Annotated in this window: 28 protein-coding genes; 10 read left to right on the top strand and 18 right to left on the bottom strand. The window is 69.9% G+C overall.

Features of this window, described 5'->3' with window-relative positions; genetic code table 11:
• Positions 1-59 precede the first annotated feature (59 nt).
• Positions 60-803, top strand: a complete 744-nt coding sequence (locus AB0M56_RS39265; RefSeq protein WP_364185822.1) for an ABC transporter ATP-binding protein — start codon at positions 60-62, stop codon at positions 801-803.
• 1 nt (position 804) lies between these two features.
• On the opposite strand, the gene AB0M56_RS39260 is transcribed toward AB0M56_RS39265, so the two are convergent.
• Positions 805-1,518, bottom strand: a complete 714-nt coding sequence (locus tag AB0M56_RS39260; protein ID WP_364185820.1) for a class I SAM-dependent methyltransferase — start codon at positions 1,516-1,518, stop codon at positions 805-807.
• Between the two features lie 56 nt (positions 1,519-1,574).
• Here AB0M56_RS39260 and AB0M56_RS39255 point away from each other — a divergent pair, with 56 nt between their 5' ends.
• Entirely contained in the window at positions 1,575-1,826 is a 252-nt protein-coding gene (locus tag AB0M56_RS39255) for a MarR family winged helix-turn-helix transcriptional regulator (protein ID WP_364185818.1), read from the top strand.
• A gap of 37 nt (positions 1,827-1,863) precedes the next feature.
• Positions 1,864-2,277 carry an amidohydrolase family protein gene (locus tag AB0M56_RS39250; RefSeq protein WP_364185991.1) on the top strand — a complete coding sequence of 138 codons (414 nt, stop codon included), beginning with the start codon at positions 1,864-1,866 and terminating at the stop codon, positions 2,275-2,277.
• 178 nt (positions 2,278-2,455) lie between these two features.
• On the opposite strand, the gene AB0M56_RS39245 is transcribed toward AB0M56_RS39250, so the two are convergent.
• On the bottom strand, positions 2,456-2,707 hold the full coding sequence (locus AB0M56_RS39245) for a hypothetical protein (RefSeq protein ID WP_364185816.1): 252 nt from the start codon (positions 2,705-2,707) through the stop codon (positions 2,456-2,458).
• A gap of 175 nt (positions 2,708-2,882) precedes the next feature.
• Complete coding sequence (locus AB0M56_RS39240) at positions 2,883-3,170, bottom strand: amphi-Trp domain-containing protein (RefSeq protein ID WP_364185814.1); 288 nt, start codon at positions 3,168-3,170, stop codon at positions 2,883-2,885.
• Between the two features lie 211 nt (positions 3,171-3,381).
• Here AB0M56_RS39240 and AB0M56_RS39235 point away from each other — a divergent pair, with 211 nt between their 5' ends.
• Genes AB0M56_RS39235 through ctaD form a run of 3 tightly spaced genes read left to right on the top strand, consistent with a single transcriptional unit; the run spans position 3,382 to position 5,893 of the window.
• Entirely contained in the window at positions 3,382-3,522 is a 141-nt protein-coding gene (locus tag AB0M56_RS39235) for a hypothetical protein (RefSeq protein WP_364185812.1), read from the top strand.
• On the top strand, positions 3,519-4,181 hold the full coding sequence (hemQ, locus tag AB0M56_RS39230; protein WP_364185810.1) for a hydrogen peroxide-dependent heme synthase: 663 nt from the start codon (positions 3,519-3,521) through the stop codon (positions 4,179-4,181). The genes AB0M56_RS39235 and hemQ overlap by 4 nt, the downstream gene beginning before the upstream one ends.
• Complete coding sequence (gene ctaD / locus AB0M56_RS39225; RefSeq protein WP_364185808.1) at positions 4,178-5,893, top strand: cytochrome c oxidase subunit I; 1,716 nt, start codon at positions 4,178-4,180, stop codon at positions 5,891-5,893. The genes hemQ and ctaD overlap by 4 nt, the downstream gene beginning before the upstream one ends.
• 615 nt (positions 5,894-6,508) lie before the next feature.
• Here the strand turns inward: ctaD and AB0M56_RS39220 are convergent.
• Positions 6,509-7,081, bottom strand: coding sequence for a TetR/AcrR family transcriptional regulator (locus AB0M56_RS39220; RefSeq protein ID WP_364185806.1), 573 nt, complete (start codon positions 7,079-7,081; stop codon positions 6,509-6,511).
• Positions 7,082-7,159: 78 nt separating this feature from the next.
• Here AB0M56_RS39220 and AB0M56_RS39215 point away from each other — a divergent pair, with 78 nt between their 5' ends.
• Complete coding sequence (locus AB0M56_RS39215; RefSeq protein ID WP_364185804.1) at positions 7,160-8,575, top strand: cytochrome P450; 1,416 nt, start codon at positions 7,160-7,162, stop codon at positions 8,573-8,575.
• Here AB0M56_RS39215 and AB0M56_RS39210 read toward each other — a convergent pair.
• On the bottom strand, positions 8,533-8,895 hold the full coding sequence (locus tag AB0M56_RS39210) for a hypothetical protein (protein ID WP_364185802.1): 363 nt from the start codon (positions 8,893-8,895) through the stop codon (positions 8,533-8,535). The two genes, AB0M56_RS39215 and AB0M56_RS39210, sit on opposite strands and share 43 nt — an antisense overlap.
• Positions 8,896-8,915: 20 nt before the next feature.
• Here AB0M56_RS39210 and AB0M56_RS39205 point away from each other — a divergent pair, with 20 nt between their 5' ends.
• On the top strand, positions 8,916-9,146 hold the full coding sequence (locus tag AB0M56_RS39205) for a hypothetical protein (protein ID WP_364185800.1): 231 nt from the start codon (positions 8,916-8,918) through the stop codon (positions 9,144-9,146).
• Between the two features lie 35 nt (positions 9,147-9,181).
• Complete coding sequence (locus tag AB0M56_RS39200) at positions 9,182-10,267, top strand: sodium:proton exchanger (protein ID WP_364185798.1); 1,086 nt, start codon at positions 9,182-9,184, stop codon at positions 10,265-10,267.
• A 3-nt stretch (positions 10,268-10,270) separates the two neighbouring features.
• Here the strand turns inward: AB0M56_RS39200 and pqqE are convergent, their stop codons facing one another.
• From pqqE to AB0M56_RS39135, 13 genes are all read right to left on the bottom strand, one after another.
• The gene (gene pqqE, locus AB0M56_RS39195; protein ID WP_364185796.1) at positions 10,271-11,365 is read right to left on the bottom strand and encodes a pyrroloquinoline quinone biosynthesis protein PqqE; all 1,095 of its coding nucleotides are present in this window, start codon (positions 11,363-11,365) and stop codon (positions 10,271-10,273) included.
• Positions 11,358-11,651, bottom strand: coding sequence for a pyrroloquinoline quinone biosynthesis peptide chaperone PqqD (pqqD, locus tag AB0M56_RS39190; protein ID WP_364185794.1), 294 nt, complete (start codon positions 11,649-11,651; stop codon positions 11,358-11,360). Before pqqD ends, pqqE begins: the two co-directional genes overlap by 8 nt.
• 5 nt (positions 11,652-11,656) lie before the next feature.
• On the bottom strand, positions 11,657-12,361 hold the full coding sequence (gene pqqC, locus AB0M56_RS39185) for a pyrroloquinoline-quinone synthase PqqC (protein ID WP_364185792.1): 705 nt from the start codon (positions 12,359-12,361) through the stop codon (positions 11,657-11,659).
• Positions 12,362-12,364: 3 nt separating this feature from the next.
• On the bottom strand, positions 12,365-13,255 hold the full coding sequence (pqqB, locus tag AB0M56_RS39180) for a pyrroloquinoline quinone biosynthesis protein PqqB (RefSeq protein ID WP_364185790.1): 891 nt from the start codon (positions 13,253-13,255) through the stop codon (positions 12,365-12,367).
• 72 nt (positions 13,256-13,327) lie between these two features.
• Positions 13,328-13,423 (bottom strand): pyrroloquinoline quinone precursor peptide PqqA, encoded by a 96-nt coding sequence (gene pqqA / locus AB0M56_RS39175; protein WP_364185788.1) that lies wholly within the window; start codon positions 13,421-13,423, stop codon positions 13,328-13,330.
• A gap of 45 nt (positions 13,424-13,468) precedes the next feature.
• Entirely contained in the window at positions 13,469-15,175 is a 1,707-nt protein-coding gene (locus AB0M56_RS39170; protein ID WP_364185786.1) for a PQQ-dependent dehydrogenase, methanol/ethanol family, read from the bottom strand.
• 13 nt (positions 15,176-15,188) lie between these two features.
• Positions 15,189-15,650, bottom strand: a complete 462-nt coding sequence (locus tag AB0M56_RS39165) for an MSMEG_3727 family PQQ-associated protein (RefSeq protein ID WP_364185784.1) — start codon at positions 15,648-15,650, stop codon at positions 15,189-15,191.
• Positions 15,651-15,995: 345 nt separating this feature from the next.
• Positions 15,996-18,248, bottom strand: coding sequence for a catalase/peroxidase HPI (gene katG / locus AB0M56_RS39160; protein WP_364185783.1), 2,253 nt, complete (start codon positions 18,246-18,248; stop codon positions 15,996-15,998).
• A gap of 60 nt (positions 18,249-18,308) precedes the next feature.
• Entirely contained in the window at positions 18,309-19,703 is a 1,395-nt protein-coding gene (locus tag AB0M56_RS39155; protein WP_364185781.1) for a LytTR family transcriptional regulator DNA-binding domain-containing protein, read from the bottom strand.
• 380 nt (positions 19,704-20,083) lie between these two features.
• Positions 20,084-20,989 carry an RNA polymerase sigma factor SigJ gene (sigJ, locus tag AB0M56_RS39150; protein ID WP_364185990.1) on the bottom strand — a complete coding sequence of 302 codons (906 nt, stop codon included), beginning with the start codon at positions 20,987-20,989 and terminating at the stop codon, positions 20,084-20,086.
• Positions 20,990-21,166: 177 nt separating this feature from the next.
• Positions 21,167-21,436, bottom strand: a complete 270-nt coding sequence (locus AB0M56_RS39145; RefSeq protein WP_364185988.1) for a carboxymuconolactone decarboxylase family protein — start codon at positions 21,434-21,436, stop codon at positions 21,167-21,169.
• A gap of 45 nt (positions 21,437-21,481) precedes the next feature.
• Positions 21,482-22,681, bottom strand: a complete 1,200-nt coding sequence (locus AB0M56_RS39140) for an FAD-dependent monooxygenase (protein ID WP_364185779.1) — start codon at positions 22,679-22,681, stop codon at positions 21,482-21,484.
• Between the two features lie 10 nt (positions 22,682-22,691).
• Positions 22,692-23,186 carry a maleylpyruvate isomerase N-terminal domain-containing protein gene (locus tag AB0M56_RS39135; RefSeq protein WP_364185777.1) on the bottom strand — a complete coding sequence of 165 codons (495 nt, stop codon included), beginning with the start codon at positions 23,184-23,186 and terminating at the stop codon, positions 22,692-22,694.
• Between the two features lie 48 nt (positions 23,187-23,234).
• On the opposite strand from AB0M56_RS39135, the gene AB0M56_RS39130 reads away from it, so the two are divergent.
• Complete coding sequence (locus AB0M56_RS39130; protein WP_364185775.1) at positions 23,235-23,969, top strand: IclR family transcriptional regulator; 735 nt, start codon at positions 23,235-23,237, stop codon at positions 23,967-23,969.
• The last annotated feature ends 116 nt before the right edge of the window (positions 23,970-24,085 follow it).

Below are 24,085 nucleotides of genomic sequence, written 5' to 3'. Positions count from 1 at the left end.
CGGCGCCCATATGCGAATGATAACTTCCATTATCATTCGGGATGAGGAGGAGCAGCGGCATGGTGAGCATCGAGGTGACGGGTGCCTCCGTCGACTTCCCGATCTTCGACGCCAAGACGCGCTCGCTGAAGAAGCAGGTGCTCGGCAAGGTCGGCGGCAAGATCGGCACCGGCGCGAAGGTCCCGGTCATCGAGGCGCTGCGCGACATCACTTTGTCCCTGCGCGACGGCGACCGCGTCGGGCTGGTCGGGCACAACGGCGCCGGCAAGTCCACGCTGCTGCGGTTGCTGTCGGGCATCTACGAGCCGACCCGCGGCAGCACACGCGTCGTCGGCCGGATCGCGCCGGTGTTCGACCTCGGCGTGGGCCTGGACCCCGAGGTCTCCGGCCGCGAGAACATCCTGATCCGCGGGCTGTTCCTCGGCATGAGCCGCAGGCAGATGGAGCGCCGGCTCGACGACATCGCGGAGTTCACCGAGCTCGGCGACTACCTCCACCTGCCGCTACGCACCTACTCCGCCGGCATGCGCGTCCGGCTCGCGCTCGGCGTGGTGACCACCATCGACCCCGAGATCCTCATCCTCGACGAGGGCCTCGGCGCGATCGACGCGGCGTTCCTGGCCAAAGCCCGCGGCCGATTGGTGGACCTCGCCCGCCGCTCCGGCGCGCTGGTGTTCGCCTCCCACGCCGACGACCTGCTGCGCGAGCTGTGCACCACGGCCCTCTGGCTGGACGAGGGCCGCGTCCGCGCGCACGGCTCGCTGGACGAAGTCCTCGCCGAGTACAAGACACCCGGTCGGTGAGTCAGGCGGCCTCGAGGACGAAGAACAGGAAGCACAGGAACGCGTGCTTGTCCCCGAACTCCTCGGGGAACCGCTCGCGCGCGCCCGGCGCCGGGTACGGCTCGCTGATCACGGCTGTCCGGAAGCCGGCCGCGGTGAAGGCGTCGGTCATCGCGTGCAGGGGCCGGTGCCAGTACGTGAGCGTGGCCTTCTGGTCGGCGAAGTCGTACTCCTCCGACCACCGGGCGGTCGCGAAGTAGTTCGACTCGAGGTTGAGCAGCTTGAAGACGATCGGGTGGTTGACGGCCAGGATGAGGCGGCCGCCGGGCTTCAGCACGCGCCGCAGTTCGGCCAGGGGAGCGGACCAGTCCTCGAGGTAGTGCAGCACCAGCGACACGATGACGTCGTCGAACTCCGCGTCTGGATACGGCAGCGGCTTGCTCAGGTCGCCGATCCGCAGGTCCGCGTCGGCGCCGAGCCGGTGCCGGGCGAGCTCGATCATCTTGACGCTGGCGTCGAAGCCGGTCACCTCGGCGCCGCGGTCGCGCAGTGCGGCGAACACGGGACCGGCCCCACAGCCGGCGTCGAGGATTCGCCGGCCGGTCACGTCCCCGGCCAGGTCCAGGATCGCGGGCCGCGCGTAGTAGGCGTTGATGAGGCTGGTCTCGGTCTCGGCCGTGTAAGCCTCGGCGAAACTGTCGTAGTCGTTGGTGACGTCGGCTGGCATGCGCCCCATCCAACCCACCTCGCGGTCGTCACCCAACCGGCTCAACGCGACGGATCGGCCAGCCCGTGCAGTGCGCGGTCAGTTCGCGCCGCTCCTGGGCCGAATACCGCGACCTGATCACCCGGCACCGCGCCCCGGACGACGAGCGGAAGGTCCTGATCCGCCTCATCGCCGACGGTTCGCACCGCCTCGTGGCCCTGCGCACCGAGCTGCGGGCCCGGCAGTTCGAGGCGCTTTTCCGTTGCCCGACGTCGACGGGGCCGTCGCCGAAGTCGGGCACGCCGTGGACACCCTGCGTGCCGACGGGGTCGTCCTGATGTCCAATGTGGATGGTCGCTACCTCGGCGGACCCCGATTTTCGCGCCGCTGTGGGCAGAACTGGACCGGCGGCGAGCCGTCGTGTTCGTCCACCCGGCGCAGCCGCCGATGCCGCTGCCGGCCGGCACGCCGGCGCCGTTGGCGGACTACGTCTTCGACACCACGCGAGCCGCGCTCAACCTGGTGCTCACGGGCATGCTCGGCCGATTCCCGAATGTCCGCGTGATCCTCTCGCACGGCCGCGGGTTCCTGCCGTACGCCACCTACTGGTTCTCCGGGCGGACGTCGACCGTCGTGGACACCACACGCGACGCTGACGACGTGATCCGTGAACTCAGGCGCTTCTACTTCGACACGGCCCTCTCGGCCAGCCCCAGCGCGCTGCCGGCGCTGCTGGAGTCCGCCGAACCGGGGCACGTCCTCTACGGCAGCGACTGGCCTCGCTCCTGAACAGGCCGGCGCTTACTACAACCGGTACCTGGAGCAGTACCCACGCTTCGCCGAAGGCCAGGCCGCCGCGATCGACCGCGGCAACGCGGAGGTGCTGTTCCCGCGCCTGGCGGGCTGATCCGGCGGGACGACGGAGGTGGGTCCGCCGGTCAGGTGAAGGGCAACGGTGACCGTCAGGTCACCCCGCCGCGGTAAGGGTGGTCACCTCGAGCCACTTCCGGCGGTCGAGCAGAAGGTCGATGTCGGCCCAGACGGTCCGCTCGACGTCGGGGCGGCTCGACGGGGGAGTGCGCTCGATTTCCTGGTACAGCAAGGTGATGTGCTGGTCGACCGCGGACAGATCCGGGCACAGGTACGAGGTGCCGGTATGTCCGGTCACCGTGGTGAGGTCTTCGGGCTCGGAGTGCCCGGACCGCTCGTTCGATTTCATGAAACCCAGCGTCGCAGCGGGGCCGCCCGCGCACATTGCCGCCAGCGGCCGTTGCGGGCCCGGTGCTGCCGGGAATACGTCGATACCGGCCAGCCGGTAGCGTCCGTACCGGCTGGCCGGTATCGACCCGGTCCGGCTGCCCGCCACCGTCACCGGTGTCGGCCGGCCGCAGGAGTCATTTCGCGGCGGCGGCGGATCGCCGGCCGGTCCGCCTCGTGGCCACCGCGCGGGCGGGTTTCCCGGTTGCCCACTTCAGCTCCACTTCCAGCTCCACCTCGCTGCCGTCGATTTCGATCTCGACCTCGATCTCCACCTCGTCGGGCACGTGGACCTTCACGGTGCTGGCCCCGAGTGCGAGCTCCACCTTGCCCCCTTCCGCCAGCGCGGCGGCGAGCGCGGCGAGCCGCTCGGCGGCGTCCTCGCGCGACAGCTTCTCCTCGCGCTTGACCTCGACGTCGGACATGGCTGACTCCTTCGCTCGCTGCCGTTGCCGCGAACAGCACCAGCCGCCCGGCGCGGGCACATCACCTGCCACGCATGAAGGCGCACCGGGGTCGTCCGCTCACGCTCGGTGGCGAAAGAGGGTCGTGAGTTACGTCTCGCCCCGTTGATTAGTGTGCTAATTATCAGCGTACTATCCATCCGGGCGGTCAGGCGTGCGTAAAGGAGTGGTGATGGACGAGTTCATGCCGGAGCCGAGCCGCGAGGTGGCCGGGCCGCCCGGCGTCGGACCGCGGCCGTTGGCGTTGGCGCTGGTGGTGGTGTGCGCGCTGGTCTTCGTGCTGACGGTCGCGTTCACCGTCCTGCCGCGATGAACGCCTGCGAACCCCAGCAGGCCTATGCGATGTGGTCGGTCTTCGCGGCCGGTCGGGTGCCTGGCTGTGACCAGGCGGCCGTCTCGCGGGAGGTGGAGCAGGCGCTGGCCGGCGGTGCCACGGTCCGCGGCGTCTACCTGCTGTCCGGGATGCGCGCGGACGCCGACTGGATGATCTGGTGGCACGCGGCTTCCCCCGAGGCGCTGCAGGAGGCCTACCTCGCGCTGCGCAGGACCACGTGGGGCGCCGCGTCCCGGCCGGTCTGGAGCTCGGCCGGAACCCACCGCGAAGCGGAATTCAACCCGGGCCACCTGCCGGCCTACCTGGAGGCGAAGGCGCCGGCGCGGTTCGCTTGCGTGTACCCGTTCGTGCGCTCGTACGAGTGGTACCTGCTGCCCGCGGCGGAACGGCGCCGGATGCTCGCCGACCACGGGGCCGCGGCCCACGACTACCCCGACGTCCTGTCGAACACCCTCGCCGCCTTCGGCCTCGGCGACTACGAATGGATCCTCGCGCTGGAAGCGGATCGCCTGGACCGGATCGTCGATCTGATGCGCGAGTTCCGCGCGACCGAGGCCCGCATGCACGTCCGCCTCGACACGCCGTTCTTCACGGGACAGCGCGTGTCGGTCCACGATCTGGTCAGGAGCCTGTCATGAGCACTGATTCGCCCGCGCGCGTCGCCCCGGTTCCCGTGGCGGTCCGTGCGCACCCGCGCCGCGACGCGCCCCGCGGTTCGCTGGTCGTCCGGTTGCTGCGCACGACGGACCACAAGCAGCTCGGCGTCATGTACCTCGTCACCTCGATGGGGTTCTTCCTCATCGGCGGCGCGATGGCGATGCTGATGCGCACGGAGCTGGCCCGCCCGGGGCTGCAGTTCCTGTCGCAGGAGCAGTACAACCAGCTCTTCACCATGCACGGCACGGTGATGCTGCTGCTCTACGCCACGCCGGTCGTTTTCGGGTTCGCCAACTTCGTGCTGCCGCTGCAGATCGGTTCTCCCGACGTCGCGTTCCCGCGGCTGAACGCCTTCTCCTACTGGCTTTTCCTCTTCGGGAGCCTGATCGTCCTTTCCGGATTCCTGACTCCCGGTGGTGCGGCCGACTTCGGCTGGTTCGCCTACACGCCGCTGTCGGACGCGATCCACTCGCCAGGTGTCGGCGCCGACCTGTGGATCTCCGGACTGGTGGTGGGTGGCCTGGGCACCATCCTCGGCGCGGTCAACATGGTCACCACCGTGGTCTGTCTGCGCGCGCCGGGCATGACGATGTTCCGGATGCCGATCTTCACCTGGAACATCCTCATCACGAGCATCCTGATCCTGGTCGCGTTCCCGATCCTCACCTCCGCGTTGCTCGGTCTGCTGGCGGACCGGCACCTGGGCGCGCACGTGTTCGACCCGGCCAACGGCGGGGTGATCCTGTGGCAGCACCTGTTCTGGTTCTTCGGCCATCCCGAGGTGTACATCGTCGCGCTGCCGTTCTTCGGGATCGTGTCGGAGATTTTCCCGGTCTTCAGCCGGAAACCGATCTTCGGCTACCGCGGCCTGATCTTCGCGACCATCGCCATCTCGGCGCTCTCGGCCGCGGTGTGGGCGCACCACATGTACGCGACCGGTGCGGTGCTGCTGCCGTTCTTCTCGTTCATGACGTTCCTCATCGCCGTGCCCACGGGGGTGAAGTTCTTCAACTGGATCGGCACGATGTGGAAGGGGCAACTGTCTTTTGAGACACCGATGATCTTCTCGATGGGCTTCATCGTCACGTTCCTCTTCGGTGGCCTGACCGGCGTGATGCTGGCCGCGCCGCCGATCGACTTCCACGTATCGGACAGCTACTTCGTGGTGGCGCACTTCCACTACGTGCTCTACGGCACGATCGTGTTCGCGACCTTCGCCGGGATCTACTTCTGGTTCCCGAAGATCACGGGCCGGATGATGGACGAGAAGCTGGGCAAGTGGCACTTCTGGACCACGTTCATCGGCTTCCACGGCACGTTCCTGGTCCAGCACTGGCTCGGCGCCGAGGGCATGCCCCGCCGTTACGCCGACTACCTGTCCACGGACGGCTTCACCGCGCTCAACACCGTGTCGACGATCAGCGCGTACCTCCTCGGCGCCTCGATGCTGCCGTTCCTGTGGAACGTGTTCAAGAGCTACCGCTACGGCGAGATCGTCACCGTCGACGACCCATGGGGCTACGGCAACTCCCTCGAATGGGCCACGTCCTGCCCGCCGCCGCGGCACAACTTCACCGAGCTGCCCCGGATCCGCTCCGAGCGCCCGGCCTGCGAGCTGCACTACCCGCACATGATCGAGCGGATCCGCGCTGAAGGCCACATCACCTTGACCGGTCAGCAGAAGGAGGTCTGACCCGTTCAGCGGGCTTCTGCCGACTGTCGACGAAACCCGTTACGATGTCCCGTGGAGTCCCCGGAGTGTCGACCGCATCACCCTGCCCTCGCTCGTCGACGAGTGTCATCGGCGGATCAAGGAGCAGATCCTCGCCGGCGAGCTGGGCCCGGGAGCGCTGCGGGTGTGGGAAGACCACGGCCCTCACGCGTTGCCGACACGCGCCCCGAGGGTGACCAGTGAACCGTGACGAGCTCATGCGGGCCCTGGACGAAGAAGGCGTGGCGAAGAGTTCTTACTCGATCAACGATGGTCACCCAAACGAGCAGTACGTAGTGGAACGGCGCGGGTCGAGGTGGTGTGTGTCTTATGCCGAACGGGGAAGGCGCATAAACGAGCACTGCTTCGACAAGGAGGAAGCGGCGTACTTGTGCCTCTTCGAAATGGTGGTCGGTGACGCCACTACCCGCGGATAGTTCCACCCACCTCGCCGAATCCGACGGCCCTCCCCGGGGCGGACCAGGCCTGCTGGAGCGATGATGACCGGCGCCGGCCGACGTCGCGCGCGTGGTGCGGGGCGAACGGCCGGTCTACCCGGTGAACGAGATCATGACCACTGTGGACTGACCGCGAGCGTCACGCGGTGACGTCGACCGCCGCGAAGAGTGTCCGGACGCAGATGTCGCGCAGCTCCTCGTGGGTGACCTTCGGCTGGTCGAGCCAGTCGAGGATCAGCGTGGAGACGAAGGCCAGCCAGCCGCGCACGGCCAGCCGCGTGGTGTCGGTGACCGGCCTCAGCAGGGCGAGCGCGGCCAGGATGCGTTCGGTGTTGGCCGCCATCCCGGCTTCGCGGATCTCCCGAATCTCGCGGTCGGCGTCGCCGGCGGAGCGGTGCACGATGCGGTAGCCGTCGGGGTGCGTGCGGGCGAACTCGAGGTAGACGTCCAGCCCGGCGCTCAGCTGCTCGCTGACCGGCAGCGCCGGGTCGGGCTCGCTCATCGCCAGGAGCTGGTCGCGCTGCCGGCGGACGATCTCGGCGAAGAAGTCCTTCTTCGTGGGGAAGTAGTGGTAGAGCAGGCCGCGCGAGACCTGCGCGATCTCGGCGACCTCCTCGATCCACACGTCGTCGTACGGCCGGTTCGCGAACAGCCCGGCGCCGATGCCCAGGAGCTGCTCGCGCCGCTGCTGCGTGCTCAGCCGTGTCCGCATCACGCGAGCTTACTTGACACGGGTTCAGTAGCGGGGGATCGTGACGTTATTGGATCTGGGTTCAATAGGGGAGCGAACGTGGACACCACCGGGATTCCGCACCGGCCGGGACGGCTGCCGGTGATCGGCGACCTGCTCGGGTCGAACCCGCGCACGCCGCTGCAGGACACCCTGCGCGTCGGGCAGCAGGTGGGGCCCATTTTCACGCGCAAGATCTTCGGCTTCGAGATCGTCTTCGCCGGCGGCGTCGACGTGGTCACGCAGCTCAACGACGAGACGAAGTTCGGCAAGCACGTCGGCCTCGGCATCGAGAACCTGCGCGCGCTGGCGGGCGACGGGCTGTTCACCGCCCACACACACGAGCCGAACTGGCGGCTGGCCCACGACATCCTGCAGCCGGCGTTCTCCGCCGAGGCGATGCGCCGCTACCACCCGGTGATGCTGGAGGTCGCGCACGAGCTGACGGACGCCTGGGACCGCGCGAGCGGCCCGGTCGACGTCGCCGCCGACATGACCCGGCTGACCTTGGAGACGATCGGGCGCGCCGGCTTCGGTTACCGGTTCGGCTCTTTCGAGCGGGCCGAGCCGCACCCGTTCGTCACGGCGATGATCCGCGCGCTGCGGTTCGCGCAGCTGCAGAACGTGAAGCTCCCGTTCGTGCGGCGCGCGTTCGCCGGGTCGCCCGCGCAGAACCAGGCCGACATCGCGACCATGAACGACCTCGTCGACGAGGTCATCGAGGCCCGCCGCCGCGAAGGTGGCGAGAGCCGTGATCTGCTCGGCCTCATGCTCACCGAAGGCCATCCGATGACGGGCGAGCGCCTCGACCCGGTGAACATCCGCAACCAGGCCATCACGTTCGTCGTCGCGGGCCACGAGACGACCTCCGGCGCGCTGTCGTTCGCGCTGTACTACCTCACGCGCAACCCCGACGTGCTGGCGAAGGCGCGCGCCGAGGTCGACGCGGTGTGGGGCGATCGAGAGCCGGGGTTCAGCGACGTCGCGAAGCTGCGTTACGTGCGCCGCGTGCTCGACGAGGCCATGCGGCTGTGGCCGACCGCTCCCGGCTACTCGCGCGAGGCCCGCGAAGACGTGCTGCTCGGTGGGAAGTACCGGATGCGCAAGGGCGACTGGGTGATCGTGCCCCTACCGCTGGTCCACCGCGACCCGGCGGTGTGGGGACCGGACCCGGAGAAGTTCGACCCGGACCGCTTCGAGCCGGCCGCGGTGAAGAAACGCCCGGCGCAGGCCTACAAACCCTTCGGCACGGGGGAACGCGCATGCATCGGCCGGCAGTTCGCGCTGCACGAGGCCGTGCTCGCGTTGGGAATGGTGTTGCAGCGCTACGACTTCGAGGCTGATCCGGCGTACGAATTGAAGATCGCCGAGTCCCTGACGCTCAAGCCGAGCGGCTTCACGGTTCGCCCGCGGGCCCGGGCGCGTGCGGCGGTTCAGCCGAGCCGGCCGACCATGTCGGGGAAGTTCTCCGTGTAGCCGAGTAGCAGCAGGCACCGCTCGGGCAGCAGTCCGGCCAGCTCGTCCCACGCGGCCACGCCGGGCGCGCCGGGCGCGCCGTAGAGGTGCGTCAGATCGGCGACGAGCGCCCGCGCCTGCTCGGTCGTCGGGGCGGCGACCCGGTCGAACCCGAGCAGCGAGGCCCCGATTCCGAAATGGCGATAGCCGTGCGTCGCCATCCGCCGGACGATCGCGTGGTTCTGGAACACGGTCCAGTCGCTGGTGAAGTAGCCGTTCGGGATCCCCGCGATGACCAGGTCGTCGCAGGCCCACCGGCACCCGCTGCACGAGCACGACATCGTCCAGGAAGGACCCTGTCGTGCGGCGGAAGGTGGACGACGCGCGGGTGGCGCACGACCTGACAGGAGAACGGATCGGGAGCGGTGGCTCGGATATCGACGGCAGGGGAAACCGGCGAATCCCACCGCTGAACGGGAAAATTGTTTTCCACAATTTCACGTGGGTGAGTCGGCGTAGCCGAATCGACGGCGACCTGCGACGATCGGATGCCTGGGGCAGTGGCCGGCTGTCGGTCGACCCCGAGCACTGACCTTTTCGGCCCTCTCGGAAAGGACTGCCGGTACTATGTCGATACTCATTTTCGTCGCTGGTGCGGCGTTGCTGATCTACAGCGCGGAGAAGCTGATCACCTACGTCGTCGGTGCGGCGGCCGGCCTGCGCGTGTCCGTGTTCTTGCTCGCGATCATCTTCACCGGAATCGAATTCGACGACGTCGCGCTCGGAGTGGCGCTGAACGTCGAAGATCTCGGTGACGTCGCTCTCGGGACCGTATTCGGCACGGCGATCTCGATGATCGGAATAGTGCTCGCCCTCGCCGCGATCGTTTCGCCGACGAAGGTGAACATTCCGCGCCCGTACCTCGCGTTGTTCGCCGCCGCGCCGCTGGTGCTGATTCCCTTCATCGTCTTCGCGCCTCTCACCCCGATCTACGGCGTGGTGCTCGTGCTGCTGTTCGTGCTCTTCATCGGGTACGTGGCGACCCGGGAGCTCAAGCGGAGCACGCCCGTCTTCCGCAATGCGGAGATCCTCGAGAAGCTGGAGGTCGGGGCACGCCCCAGCGGAACCGGAAGCGCAACCGCAAGCCCAGGCGGCACCTCGAGACAGGACCCCGCCGACGTGCCCACCGACAAGCCCCCGTTCGTCGTGACGATGCCCTTCAACAAGGAGCGCCCGATCCCCGGCTGGGCCGCGATCGCGCTGGCCGTGCTCGCGCTGGTGGGCCTCGTCGCCGGCGCCGCCATCACCAGCTACGGCACCAAGGGCATCCTGGAGGACTACCACATCCAGGGTGCCCTCTTCGGTGCGACGATCGCCACCCTCGTGCTCACCCTCGAGGACATCTTCCTGACCGTCGAACCCACCCGCAAAGGCGCGCCCGAGCTCGGTGTCGGGAACGTCATCGGCAGCGTGGTCTTCGGCGTGACCGCGAAGCTCGGCATCGTCCTGCTCGCCGGCGGCAGCATCGACGTCGACGAGAACGTGCTCTCCTGGCACCTCCCAATCCTCGTCGGCATGACCGCGCTCGCGGCGTACTTCCTCTACACCCGCCGGCTCAGGCGCTGGCACGGGTTCGTGCTGCTCGCGCTCTACATCGCCTACTGGGCCGTCAGCTTCGCCGTGTTCGGCGGAGCGCCGATCGAAACGGATTGAGTGTCACACGCTGGAATGTCCGGCGCGGTGCGGACGGGGGATCAACGGAAGATCGGTCCGCGAATCGGCGTTCGCGGTCTCGACCACCCGGGCCACGAGGTGGTGGTCGGGCGAGAGGTGGCAGACCGGGTCGGTGCGTGCCGCGTCGCCCGTGAGCTGGAACGCCTGACAGCGGCACCCGCCGAAGTCGAGCTCCCGCCGATCGCAGCTGCGGCAGGGATCCGGCATCCAGTCCGTCCCCCGGAACGCGGTCATCACCGGGGAGTCGGCCCAGATCCGCTCCAACGGGTCCTCCCGCACGTTCGCCCGCGGCAACGGCAGGGACTGGGCGGCCGGGCACGGCAGGACGTCGCCGTTCGGCGTCACGGTCAGCTGCCGGGACGCCCAGCCGCCCATGCACGGCTTCGGGTAGCGGCTGTAGTAGTCGGGCAGGACATAGATGACGTCCATGCGATCCCGCAACCGCTCGCGGGCGGCCCGCACGACGACCTCGGCCGCGTCGAGCTGGTCCCGGCTCGGCAGCAGTGCGGCCCGGTTGCGCAACGCCCAGCCGTAGTACTGGGTGTTGGCCAGCTCCACCCGATCGGCGCCCACCTGCTCGGCCAGCCCGAGCACGTCGGCGACGCGGTCGATGTTCTGCCGGTGCAGCACCACGTTCACGGTGAGCGGCCACCCCAGTTCCTTGACCACGCCCATGGCCTCGATCTTGCGCCCGAAGGACGGGGTCCCGGCGATGCGGTCGGACACCGCGGGTTCATCGGCCTGGACGCTGATCTGCACGTGGTCCAGGCCGGCTGCCCGCAGCTGCTCCGCTTTCGGCCGCGAGAGCCCGAGGGCGCTGGTCACGAGGTTGGTGTAGAGGCCGAGCTCGTGGGCTTCCGCCACGATCTCCACCAGGTCGCGCCGCAGCAGCGGTTCCCCGCCGGACAGGTGGCACTGCAGAACCCCGAGGTCCCGTGCTTCGAGCAGCACCCGCCGCCACTCGTCGGTGGTCAGCTCGTCGGTGTAGTCGGCCAGATTCAGCGGGTTGGAGCAGTACGAGCAGGCCAGCGGGCAGCGGTAGGTGAGTTCGGCCAGCAGTCCGAAGGGGTTATCCATCGGCCGGCTCCACACAGCGCCGGGCGACGAGCCGGGTCAGGAACCGCCGCACCTCGTCGTCGGGGACGCTCTCGTACCGCTCACCCAGCTCGGCCACGATCTCGGCCACGGTGCGCCGCCCGTCGCACAGCTCGAGGATGGCCGCGCCGCTGCGGTTCAGCACCACCACTGTCTCGGGGAGCTGCAGGACGTGCTGCTGCCGGGCTGTGTTGAACGCCAGCCGGACGTGGCGCGCCAGTCGCGGTCGGTCCGATGTGGACACTTCGCTGCGGGTCGTCGAGTCCATGGCGCTCACTCCGGGTAGGTTCGATCGATCGCGTCCATCAGGCTCCACAGGACATCGCACTTGAACGACAGCGCGTCGACGGCGCGGGCCTGGGACTCGGCGGACCGGCAGTGTGCGGTGACCACCTCGAGGGCGTGCTCGCAGTCGCGCGGAGCCTGCTCGAGGCGGGCGCGGAAGTAGGCGAGGCCCTCGGGTTCGATCCACGGGTACCACCGCTCGAACGCGGCCAGCCGCTCCGCCATCAGGTCGGGCGCGAACAGCTCGGTGAGCGACGACGCGACCGCCTCCACCCACGGGCGGGTCCGGGTGAAGTTCACGTAGGCGTCGACCGCGAACCGCACCCCCGGGACCAGGTGCCGGTGGTCGAGGACTTCCTCGCGGGTGAGCCCGGCGGCCTCGCCGAGGCGCAGCCACGCCTCGATGCCGCCCTCCCCGGCGTGGCGGCCGTCGTGGTCGATGATCCGGCGGATCCAGCGGCGGCGGACTTCCAGGTCGGGACAGCCGGAGAGGATCGCCGCGTCTTTGCGGGGGATGTTCTCCTGATAGTAGAACCGGTTGGCCACCCAGCCCCGGATCTGTCCGCGGCTCAGCCGGCCGGCGTTCATGCGGACGTGGAACGGGTGCTGGTCGTGGTACCGGCGCGAGTGGGCCCGCAACGTCTCGACGAACTCGTCGGTCGTCGCGGCGGTGGTCCCGGTTGTCGTTGTCATGCCTTACACCTCGACCTCGAGTCCGTCCACGGCCACCTCCATGCCGGCGGCCTCCACGAGGTGCCGCTCGGCCGTGTCTTCCAGCAGGATGGGGTTGGTGTTGTTCATGTGCACGAAGATCACCCGCCCGACGTTCAGCGACGGGAGCCGGGCGAGCGTGCCGTCCGGGCCGTCGACGGGCAGGTGGCCCATCTCGCGCGACGTCTTGCCGGCCAGGCCGAGCCGTACCAGTTCGTCGTCACGCCAGCAGGTCCCGTCGATCAGCAGGCATTCGCAGCCCGCGATCTCCGCACACAGCTCCGGCGTCAGCGCCTGCATCCCCGGCAGGTAGACCAGACGTCCTTCGCTGCGGTCGTCGGTCAGCCGGTAGCCCACCACACGACCGTGGTCCGCCCCCGGTCCGAACCGGTCCCGCTTGGTGGTGGGCACGTCGAACGCGCGGCAGGACAGCCCGTCGGCCAGTGGCACGTCGGCGCCGGGGACCACCGCCCGCCATTCGACCGGGCAGTAGAGCTCGAGGGTGCGGAGCAGCCCCGAGCCGTGGCGCAACGTCTTGTGCACCGCCGGCGTGGCGTGCAGCCGCAGACCGCGGGCCTCGCGCAGCAGCAGCAAGCCGAGTGTGTGGTCCAGTTCGGCATCGGTGAGCAGCACCGCTTGCAGCGGCGACGTGCGGTCACCGTCGTGCGGCCGCAGCCCCGGGAACGCCTCGATCTGGGTGCGGACGTCGGGGGAGGCGTTGATCAGGAACCAGGACCGGCCCTCGGCGCTCACCGCGACCGAGGACTGGGTGCGCGCGAACCCGGTCCCGGACCGGACGGCGGTGCAGACCGGGCAGCCGCAGTTCCACTGCGGGGAGCCGCCTCCCGCAGCCGAGCCCAGCACCCGCAGCCACATCCCGGCACTCCGTCCGTGGTCGTCCGAGCGGGCGGAGGGCGCCGGGCCGAAGCCCGGCGCCACCCGCGTCCTCTAGTCGTCCAGCTGAGCGATGTACATGGTCACCTCGGGCGCGACTCCGATCTCGTCGAACTCGGGCGTCTCCCACACATCGAGTAGAGACTCCATGGACTCACCTCCTCTGCCCCGATCACGGCTGGTTCTCCTCGAGCGTCACGCGGATTCCGGGAGGGCGAAGACGAACAGGGCGCTTCCGTGCCCCGCACCCAGCATGCCGGGGAGGAACCCCTCGGCCCACCCGCCCCAGCCGACCGGCACGGCGATGTACTGCCGCCCGTCGACCGTGTACGTGGTCGGGCTGCTGTGGTGGCCGCTTCCGCACTGGAACTGCCAGAGCAGCTCGCCGGAGCGCGCGTCGAGCGCGTTGAACTCGCCGGTGGCTTCGCCGGCGAACACCAGGTCGCCGCCGGTGGCCAGCGTCGAGGCGCACATCGGGAGTTCGTTGCGCCAGCGCCACTTCTCCTCGCCGTTGCCGTCGAACGCGCTGATCGATCCGGTCATGTCCTCGGCGTCCACCTGAACCCCGGCGCCCCAATAGGGGATGCTCTCCTTGAACTCCCGGCGGCGCCGGGTGGCCGTGGCCCCCGTGTCCTGGACCGGGACGTAGAACAGCTCGGTCTTCGGGCTGTAGGACGCGTGCGTCCACTCCTTGGCGCCGGCCGGACCCGGGTAGAAGTGGACCGGTTCGCCCTCCTTCTCCGGGTACAGCTTGGCTGTGACCCGGCCGTCCCGCGTGACCGCGCCCCACGTGATGCGGTCCACGAACGGCGTGGCCGACACCAGCTGACCATCCGTGCGATCGACGACGTAGAAGTAGCCGTTCTTGTCGAAGTGCCCGAGGAGCTTGCGACCGTCCTTCTCGAACAGGATGCACTCGGCGATGCTGTCGTAGTCCCACAGGTCGTGCGGTGTGCACTGGTGGTGCCAGCGGATCTGCCCGCTGTCCGCGTCGACGGCGACGATGCTGTCGGTGTAGAGGTTGTCGCCTTCCCGGACCTCGCCGTCGAAGTCGGGCGCCGGGTTGCCGGTGCCCACGTAGAGCAGGTTCGTCTCCGGGTCGAACGTGCTGGTGACCCAGCAGTTCGCGCCGCCGCGCGCCCAGGCCTCGCCGTCGGAAGGCCAGGTCTCGGAGCCGGGTTCGCCGGGCTTGGGCACCATGTAGCAGCGCCACTGGTGCTCGCCGGACTCGAGGTCGAACGCGTCCAGGTGACCGCGCACGCCGAACTCGCCGCCGGAACTGCCCACGATGACCATGTTCTTCACGATCAGCGGGGCGACGGTGGCGCTCTCACCGGCCCGCACGTCGCCGTAGGTCTTGGCCCAGACCATTTTCCCGTTGGTCGCGTCGAGCGCGATGAGGCGGGCGTTCGCCGCGACGAAGAAGACCTTGCCCTGCGCCACTGCGCACCCGCGGTTGACGTTCCCGCAGCACAGCGACACGTCGAACGGCACGGCGTGCTTGTACCGCCAGATCTCCACGCCCGTTTTCGCGTCCAGGGCCCAGATCCAGCCGTCCCAGCCGGTCAGGAACATGATCCCGTCGACGACGATCGGAGCGGCCTCGAACGAGTAGGTCGACGCACCCGCGATCAGGCCGGTCGTGCCGGCCTGGAACACCCAGGCGGGGGCGAGGCGCTTGACGTTCTCCGTGTTGATCTGGTCCAGCGGGCTGTAGCGCTGCCCGTCGTAGGCACCGTAGTAGGTCAGCCAGTTGTGCGGTTCGTTGCGGGCGTTGAGGATGCGCTCGTAGTTCACGCTGGCGGTGACCGGCGGAGCGAGTTCCCCGCCCGGCATCTTGTAGCTCAGGTTTCCCTGGTCGACGGCCTCACCGGCGTCGACGTAGTCTTCCGAAGTCGTCATGCCCTCCTCCTTCCTACGGTTGCGGCTGGTCGGGTCGGTCCAGGCGAGCCTCCGGCGGCGCGTCGCCCAAGACGACGATGGCTCCGGTCAGGCCCCGGCCCTCGTCGTTTCCGGTGGGCGAGCAGAACCAGTAGTAGCCCGGGCCGTCGAGGTTGAGCGTCGCCCGGCCACGCGAATGATTCACCAGCCAAATGAATTTCCGGTCGCCGTTGCTCGGCAGGAGCGCGCAGTGGGTGTTCTTGTCGTCGTTGACGAGCTCGAGGTCGATATCCCCTCCGTGGGGCATCACGAGAATGGAGGGATCCCACATCAGCTCGTCTTCGTTGATGCGAATGGTGGCCTGCATGCGGCCATCCGAGCCTTCGCTGGCCCGCCCGATCTTTCCGGTGCCCAGAACGCGACCCAGCGTTGCGTGGTTCTGCACATCCAGCCCGAGCTCTTTGAGCAAGTCGGTCCGCTCCGGCGCTGTCGTCATCGGCCTTCACCTTCCTCATCCCGGTCGTCGTGCCGACTCCGCATCGGTCGCATCGGAGGTGCTCGGGCGCGGCGATTCGCATTCCCGCACGGAAATTCTTCGAGATCCGATCAATTTTCCCGAGTTGTCCGACGTCCGACTCAAAATCGGTACTCAATAGGCACGCTACGCCGGAGAAAACACGCCGACAAGCGCGCGGGGCGGCTCACTCGGCGCGCGCCGTTCACCTCGAATCGACTACCGTTCGCACGCGGTTCGGCTCCGTTGGGCAGGGGCCAGGTCACCCCAAACCCGCCCGTCCCGGGTACGGCCGGCTGCGCGCGGTGAAAAACTCGGCCGGCCGGCTCACGCCCGGAGGTCGTACCGGTCGAGGTTCATGACTTTGTCCCACGCCGCAACGAAGTCACGCACGAAGTGAGCTTCCGCGTCGTCGCTCGCGTAGACCTCCGCGAGCGCCCGCAGTTCGGAGTTCGAACCGAAGACGAGGTCGACGCGGCTGCCGGTCCACTTGATCTCGCCGGTGGTGCGGTCGCGGCCCTCGAAGGTCTCCGCGAGCGAACCGGATCCCGGCCTCGGCTGCCATTCCACTTGCGTGTCGAGGAGGTTCACGAAGAAGTCGTTGGTCAGCGACCCGGGCCGGGACGTGAAAACGCCCAGCGGCGACTGCCGGTGGTTCGCCCCGAGGACCCGCAGACCGCCCACGAGAACCGTCATCTCCGGCGCGCTCAGGTTCAGCAGGTTCGCCCGGTCGACGAGCTGGTGCTCCGGCGTGAGCCGGCCCCTCTTCCCCCGGTGGTTGCGGAACCCGTCCGCGGCCGGTTCGAGCGCGGCGAAGGACTCCACGTCGGTCCACTCCTGCGTCGCGTCCATGCGGCCCGGGGTGAACGGGACTTCGACGTCGTGGCCCGCGTTCTCGGCGGCCCGCTCGACGGCGGCGGCTCCGCCGAGCACGATGAGGTCGGCGAGCGAGATCTTCTTGGCTCCGTTTCGGGATTCGGCGAAGGACTGCCGGATCGCCTCCAGGGAGCGCAGCACCCGCGCCAGCCGGTCGGGCTCGTTGACCGGCCAGCTCCGCTGCGGTTCGAGGCGGATGCGCGCCCCGTTCGCTCCGCCTCGCTTGTCGCTGATGCGGAACGTCGAGGCCGACGCCCAAGCCGTGGAGACGAGCTCGGAGACCGACAGCCCGGAGGTGAGGATCTCGCGCTTGAGCGCGGCGACGTCCGCCGCGGAGACAAGTTCGTGGTCCACCGCGGGGATCGGGTCTTGCCAGAGCAGGGTCTCGCGCGGGACCAGCGCCCCGAGGTAGCGCTGGATCGGGCCCAGATCGAGGTGCGTCAGCTTGAACCACGCCCGGGCGAACGCGTCCGCGAGCAGGTCCGGGTTTTCCAGGAAACGCCGGGCGATCGGCTCGTAGGCCGGATCCGTCCGCAGCGCCAGGTCCGTCGTCAGGATCGTCGGGGCGTGCGTTTTCGCCGGGTCGTGGGCGTCGGGCACGGTGCCGGTTCCGCCGCCGCCTCGCGGGATCCACTGCCACAGACCGGCGGGGCTCAGCTCCAGGTCCCACTCGTAGCCGAACAAGGTCTCGAAGAAGCTGTTGTCCCACCTCGTCGGGGTAGGGGTCCACGTGCCCTCGAGCCCGCTGGAGATGGTGTCGGCGCCGTTGCCGGTGCCGTAACCGCTCCGCCAGCCCAGGCCCTGCTCCTCCACGCCGGCGGCTTCGGGTTCGGGGCCGAGGTAGGTGTCCGGCTCGGCGGCACCGTGGGTCTTGCCGAATGTGTGCCCGCCCGCGATCAGCGCGACGGTCTCCTCGTCGTTCATCGCCATGCGGCGGAACGTCTCGCGGATGTCGCGCGCCGCGGTGAGCGGGTCCGGGACGGTGTGGGGCCCCTCCGGGTTGACGTAGATCAAGCCCATCTGGGCGGCCGCGAGCGGGTTCTCCAGCTCCCGGACGCCGCCGTGCCGCTCGTCGCCCAGCCAGACGTGCTCAGGACCCCAGTACACGTCGTCGTCGGACTCCCAGACGTCCTCCCGGCCGCCGGCGAAGCCGAAGGTGGTGAAGCCCATCGTCTCCAGGGCGCGGTTGCCGGCGAAGACCATCAGGTCGGCCCAGGAGATCTTGCGCCCGTACTTCTTCTTCACCGGCCAGAGCAGCCGGCGCGCCTTGTCGAGGTTGCGGTTGTCCGGCCAGCTGTTCTGCGGGGCGAAGCGCTGCATGCCCGTCGCCGCGCCGCCCCGGCCGTCGTCGACGCGGTACGTCCCGGCACAGTGCCAGACCATCCGGATCACGAGCGGGCCGTAGTGGCCGAAGTCGGCGGGCCACCACTCCTGCGAGGTCGTCAGCACCTCGTCGACGTCGTTCGCCAAAGCGCCGAGGTCGAGGGTCCGGAACTCGGCAGCGTAGTCGAAGTCCCGCCCGAAGGGGGCGGCCGCGGCGGGGTGTTTCCTGAGGATGCCGAGGCCGAGCCGGTTCGGCCACCAGTCGCGGTTGCTCACGGCCGCGGCCGGGCGGCTGCCGCGGTTGGCCGAGCCGGGGAGGCCGAGGCCGCCCGCGCTCCGGTCGTTCGTCTCGCCGACTACGACGTCGGGGTTGTCAGACACCGGTGAATCCTTCCGGGTGGTGCGGTGGTGAAATATGCGGTGGTGCGGTGGTGCCGGGGGTCAGAGGTCCAGCGCGCGGCGCACCGCCGGAGCGTTGCGGCGGGAGACCGGCACCATCTCGTTCGCCCCGTCGTCCATGACGAGCCGCAGCTCGCCCTTGTGCCCGCGCTCGATCTCCCGGATGCGGCTGAGGTTGACCACGTACCTGCGGTGCACCCGCAGGAAGCCGGCCTCCGCCAGTTCGGTGTCGAGCTTGTCCAGGCTCTGCGAAGCGGCCCGCAAGCGTCCCTGCGCGGTGGACAGCCACACGTCGTTGCCCTCCGATTCCGCGAAGGAGACTTCCGGCAGGTGCAGCAGCACCATCCGGCTGTCCCGCATCCCGACCACCCGGCGCGGCCGCACGCGAGGGCTCGCGGACGCCTCCGCCTGGGGCAACTGCACACCGACGGAAATTCCGAACGAAACCAGGTGCCCGATCAGCTGAGCGGAGGAGAAGACGGGCCGGATGCTGATCGCCGTCGGCTCGTCGGCCAGGTGGGTGAAGATCTGCGTGGAGCCGATCCAGTCGGGGTTGTGGGCGGCCTGCTTGCTGGCGTGCCGAGCGGCTGCGATCAGCTCCGGGAGCCCGGGGTTCCAGCGCAGCGTCGAGTCGATCGCCGGAGTCGATGCCGGGACACCCATGAGCACACTCGCAGTGTCGTCCGCGATCACCGCCTTGCCCGCGGTGTCGACCGCGGCAAGCGGGCTACGGGAGCGGGCACTTGCCTGGGTGAAGGCCGCGACCAGCTCGGCTCCGCTGTCGCGGGCACGCCGCTTCAACGCGCTCTGGGTCTTGGCGACCGCGTTCGCCAGCCACCCGCCCGCCGACGGGGGAAGCTGGCTGCGCCAGCACGAGAGGTTCAGACCCCCGATGGGCTCCCCGGTCACCACGTCGCGCACCGCGATGCCCGCGCCGACCCAGTTGTGGAACGCCTGGCACCAATGCTCCGCGCCGCTGATCAGCACCGGGCCGTGCGCCTCGAGCGCCGTGCCCATGCCGTTCGTGCCCGCCGCGCATTCCGACCAGCAGAACCAGGGCGCCAGATTGAGGTCGGCAGCCCGGGCGAGCGTGACCGGGTCGCCCCAGTCGCCCAGGATCCGGCCGGCCGCGTCGGTGACGGTGACGACGCCGGGCAGACTCCCCATTTCATGGGCCACGGAGGCGGCGCGGAAACCCAGCTCGGCGAAGACGACATCGTGTTCGGGGTTGTGGCCGCGCTCGGCGACGGCGACCGGAGCCTCGGTCAGGTGCGGATCCACTCGGTACTGCTCCCGGCACCGGTGCCAGGAGATCGCCACCACCGGCCGGACGCCGGGGACTTGGTCCTCGCCCTGGACGAACCGTTCCCACGCCGCGAAAACGGCGCCACCGGCGGGGCTCGCCGCCTTCCCGTCGAACCGATGCGCATCGCCCATGGTGGGGACCCCCTCTGGTCCATCACCGACGCTCGACGGCAAGCCCACGGCCCGTACCGGTTTCCGTTCGTCCGGGCCTGGTCTGGCTTGCAGCGGACTGGCCACTGCCTCACGCTTGCGCGGCGTCGTCACTCGTTCCAGGTTGTGTCACCGACCGGTACCGCTCAGTCTAGGTATCGTTGCCAGGCTGCGCACGTCTCGTGACCAGGGGAATCGTCTGGCCGATCGCCGCGGGTCGGCAGGCGATTGTCGTTGCGGCGCCCCAATATTTTCTTACCGCTGCCCGGTGAAGTCCGTGATGAGTTCACTGGCGGGCTTTGGCCGCGGTATGTCCACAGTGGATGGCCGCAGCGATGGTTCCCTCGAGACCCGGGCGCCGGTCACCCGGCCGGCGTGAACCGGCCGAGTTTGTCCGGGTTGGACATCCACTGGATTCCCGTGGCGAGGCCGTCGGCGGTCTCGAAGGAGCAGACATGCCACGTCGAGCCGAGCCGGACGACCAGCGCGGCCTCGCCGTTGACGTCGGCGGTGCGGAGCTCGACCTCGGAGTGCTTGCCGATCGTGCCGATACCGAACCGGCAGACCTTCGCGGCCCCGGAGACCGGCCGCAGGGCCGCGCGGACCTTGCCGCCGCCGTCGCCCCAGAGGGTGACGTCCTGGGCGAGGAGGCCTTGCAGGGCGGCCCGGTCGCCGGTGCGGGCGGGGGTGAGGAACCGGTCCACGAGTTCGCGGTGCACGTCCGGGTCGAGGGTGAAGCGGTCGCGGCCGGTCGCCACGTGCGCCGCGCCGCGCCGGTGCAGCTGCCGGGCGTGGGCCTCGCCCAGGCCGAGGACCTGCCAGATCTCCTCGTACGGCAGCTCGAAGGCTTCCCGGAGCACGAAAACCGCGCGTTCCGGCGCGGAGAGGCGGTGCATGAGCCGGAGGGTGGCCAGCGAGGGGGTGTCGCGTTGCGCGGCCGTGTCGGCCGGTCCCAGCGGCTCGCCCTCGTGGGTGTTCACCGGCTCCGGCAGCCACGGGCCGACGTAGGTCTCGCGCCACCGCCGGGCCAGGCGCAGGCGGTCGATCGCCGGCCGGGACACCACCTTGACCAGGAAACGGCGCGGTGCCTCGACCCTCGTGTGGTCGACCTCGGACCACCGCAGCCAGGCCTCCTGGACGACGTCCTCGGCGTCGTCGACGCTGCCGAGGATCCGGTAGGCGGCGCCGAGCAGCACCGGCCGGTGCTCTTCGAAAGCCGCGTCGGCACTGCCGGTGTCCGTCTCGGCGGGGCCGGCGTAGGCAAGCAGCGCTCCGGGCGGCCCGCGTTCGGCGGGCTGCCCGGAGTGTCGTGGTCGCCGGGCTCACGCGTCCAGCACCGGGGCCTGGCGGGTGCTGATCGCGATGCGGTTGAAGGCGTTGATCATGATGATCGCCATCACCAGGTCGGCCACCTCCTTCTCCGACCAGATCTCCCGCGCCTCGTCTCAGACCTCGTCGGGCACACCGTCTTCGCCGATCTTCGTGACCGCGTCGGTCAGCGCCAGGGCGGCGCGTTCTTCCCGTGGGAAGAACGGCGACTCGGGCCAGACTGAGACCGCGAACAGCCGCTGCGCGGACTCGCCGGCCTTGAGCGCGTCCTTGCTGTGCATGTCGACGCAGAACGCACAGCCGTTGACCATCGAAGCCCGGAGCTTGATCAGTTCCAGCAAGGGAGCGTCGACCGTGCCCTGGGCGTAGGTGTACTGCTCGAACAGCCGGTTCCCGGCGGGACAGAACCGCCGCGCGAGTGACCGGATTACCTACGCACCGTGTCCGTAGAGCCAGTCCACGTAGCGGTAGTCGTCCGCGGCACGGTCGCGCAGCAGGGCATTGCGGGTGGCGCGGAACAGGCCGTCGCAGTGCCAAAGCTCGCCCCAGTCGCGCGCAGTGCGCTGGACGCGCGCGGTGCGCACGGCCCGGGCCGCGGCGTAGTCCCGCAAGGCCGGGTCCCAGTCCGTGCCGGAACCGGTGTCGTGCTTGTCGGCTTGCTCGACGAGACCGGCGGCGTCCTCGAGCGCCTGGCAGGCGCCCTGGGCGAGGTACTGGAGCATCGGGTGGGCGGCGTCGCCGGTGAGGGCGAGGCGGCCGTCGACCCAGGTGCCGATCGGCCGGCGGTCGTACATGCGCCACCAGCGGTCCCGCCACAGGTGCGGCAGACCGGCGCGGACCGGCTCACAGGTGGCCGCGAACGCCGTGTCGAGCTCGTCGGGCGTGCCCCAGTCCTCCTCGCCGGCGAAGGCCTTGGGGGAGCGGAACACGGCGACGGTGTTGAGCATTTCGCCGCGGCGCAAGGGGTATTGGACGAGGTGACAGCCCGGTCCGACGTGGACGGTGACGTCCTCGAGGGCGAGGCCGCCGGTGTCCGGGAGGTCGGCGAGCGGGACGGCGCCGCGGTAGGCGACGTAGGCGGAGCTGACGGGTTCGTCGGAGCTTAGCCGGCGGCGCAGGCCGGATCGGAGGCCGTCGGCCGCGATCACGATGCGGCCCGTGTCGCGGCGGTGGTCGCCGACCGCTGTCGCGGAATCCGGGCCGTTCTCCACGCCGGTGACGGTCGCGCCGGTGACCAGGTCGACGCCGGCGTCGCGGCAGGCCCGCACGAGGATGGCGTGCAGGTCGCTGCGGTGGATCACGACGTAGGGCGCGCCGTAGCGGCGTTCGGCGTCGGCGAGGTCGAGGTGGGTGAGCTCGCTGCCGTCGAGCGCGTCGCGCATGACGAGCCGCCGCGGGCGGACGCCGTGTTCGACGAGTTCGTCGAGCAGATCCCAGTCCCGCAGGACGCGCGTCGCGTTCGGGGCCATCTGCAGGCCGGCCCCGACCTCGCCGAACTCCGCCGCCTGCTCCAGGACGCGCACCGCGCGCCCCGAGCGGGCCAGCGCCAGCGCGGTGCCGAGCCCGCCGATGCCGCCCCCGACGACGACGGCGTCGACGTCGGGAACGGTGGTCACGATCGAATCGGTCATCGTCGTCTCCTCACAGCCAGTTCGGCAGGGTGGGCAAACCGGCCTCGCGGTGGCGCCCGGCCGGCCAGGCGGCGGCCGTCGCGAGCGGGAGGCCGACGGGCACGGGCGTGCCGTCGCCGGTGATCTCGTGGTCGGTGTAGGGGGTGGTGAGCCGGATCGCGGGTCCCGGCCGGGCCGAGCGCCAGGCGGCGATGTCGTCGACCAGCACCGCGAGAAACCCCTCGGGCAGGTCGTCGAACGTCGTGCCGGCCCTGAGGTCGACTGCGTGGACGCAGGTCTCGCGCGCCCGCATCCACGACGTCTCGCCGGCGGCGACGGTCCGGCCCTGGGCCGTGACGACCTCGGCGGCCCACGCGGTGGCGGGCATCGCGTCGGCCGCCTCCGCGAGTCCGGCGGCGGTGGCGGCGACCCAGCGGCGGAGGTCGGGGCGGGCGGCGCCGGACTCGATCGCGGCGGCGCGCAGGGTCACCGGCGACACCGGTCGGTGTTCCGCCTTCGCTGTCATGCGGGCAACGCTAGACAAGTTCTGCTGTGCGGTGCTTATAGTTCTGATGTGAAGAACAAGCCGACCTACGGGATCGACTCCGTCGACCACGCGCTGCACCTCGCGACGATCCTTCAGCAGGAGGGCCCCCTGCGGCTGACCGAGGCGGCCGAACGGCTCGGCGTCGCCCGCTCGACCGCGCACCGGCTGCTGGCCATGCTCGTCTACCGCGATTTCGCCGAGCAGGACGAGGATCGGCGTTACGTCGCGGGCTCGGTGCTGCGGCGCCCGACGGTGATCGAACCCGTCGACCACCTCCGCCAGATCGCGTTGCCGCACCTGCAGAACCTGACCGAGCGGACCCGGGAGAGCAGCAACCTGATCGTCGTGGTCGGCGATCAGGCGCGGTTCGTGGCGACGGCCGAATGCGACCAGGTGCTGCGCGTCGGGGACCGGGCGGGGCGCATGCTCCCCGCTCACCTCGCGTCGGGTGGGCGGGTGGTGCTGGCGGCCCTCGACTCCGACGACGTGCGCGCCCGGTACGCCGGGACGGACGTCGACGTCGAAACGCTGGTGCGGGACCTGAAGAAGGTGCGGCGCCAGGGCTTCGCGCTCAACGACCAGCTCACCGAGGTCGGGCTGACGGCCGTCGGCTGCCCGATCGCCGGTCCCCCGGGCTCGATGCCGGCAGCGATCTCGATCGCCATGCCCACCGCCCGGTACCGGCGCGACCGCCTTCGCGAGTGGGTCGCCCACCTCACCGCCACCGCCGAGGACATCGCGCGAGAGCTCGCCGAGGCCTGAGTACACAGATCACGGCCACCACCGGCACCTCGCGCATCGACGTCGAGCACCCGACCGGCCACCTGCAGGTCGAGGTGGAGGTGGACCCGGGCGAGACCCCGCCGCGGGTGCGCCGC

This window comes from Amycolatopsis sp. NPDC051372, assembly GCF_040682095.1.
In the GTDB taxonomy this organism is placed as follows: domain Bacteria; phylum Actinomycetota; class Actinomycetes; order Mycobacteriales; family Pseudonocardiaceae; genus Amycolatopsis.
The sequence above is the reverse complement of the archived record's forward strand: the minus strand, read 5'-3'. Positions and strand labels throughout refer to the sequence as shown.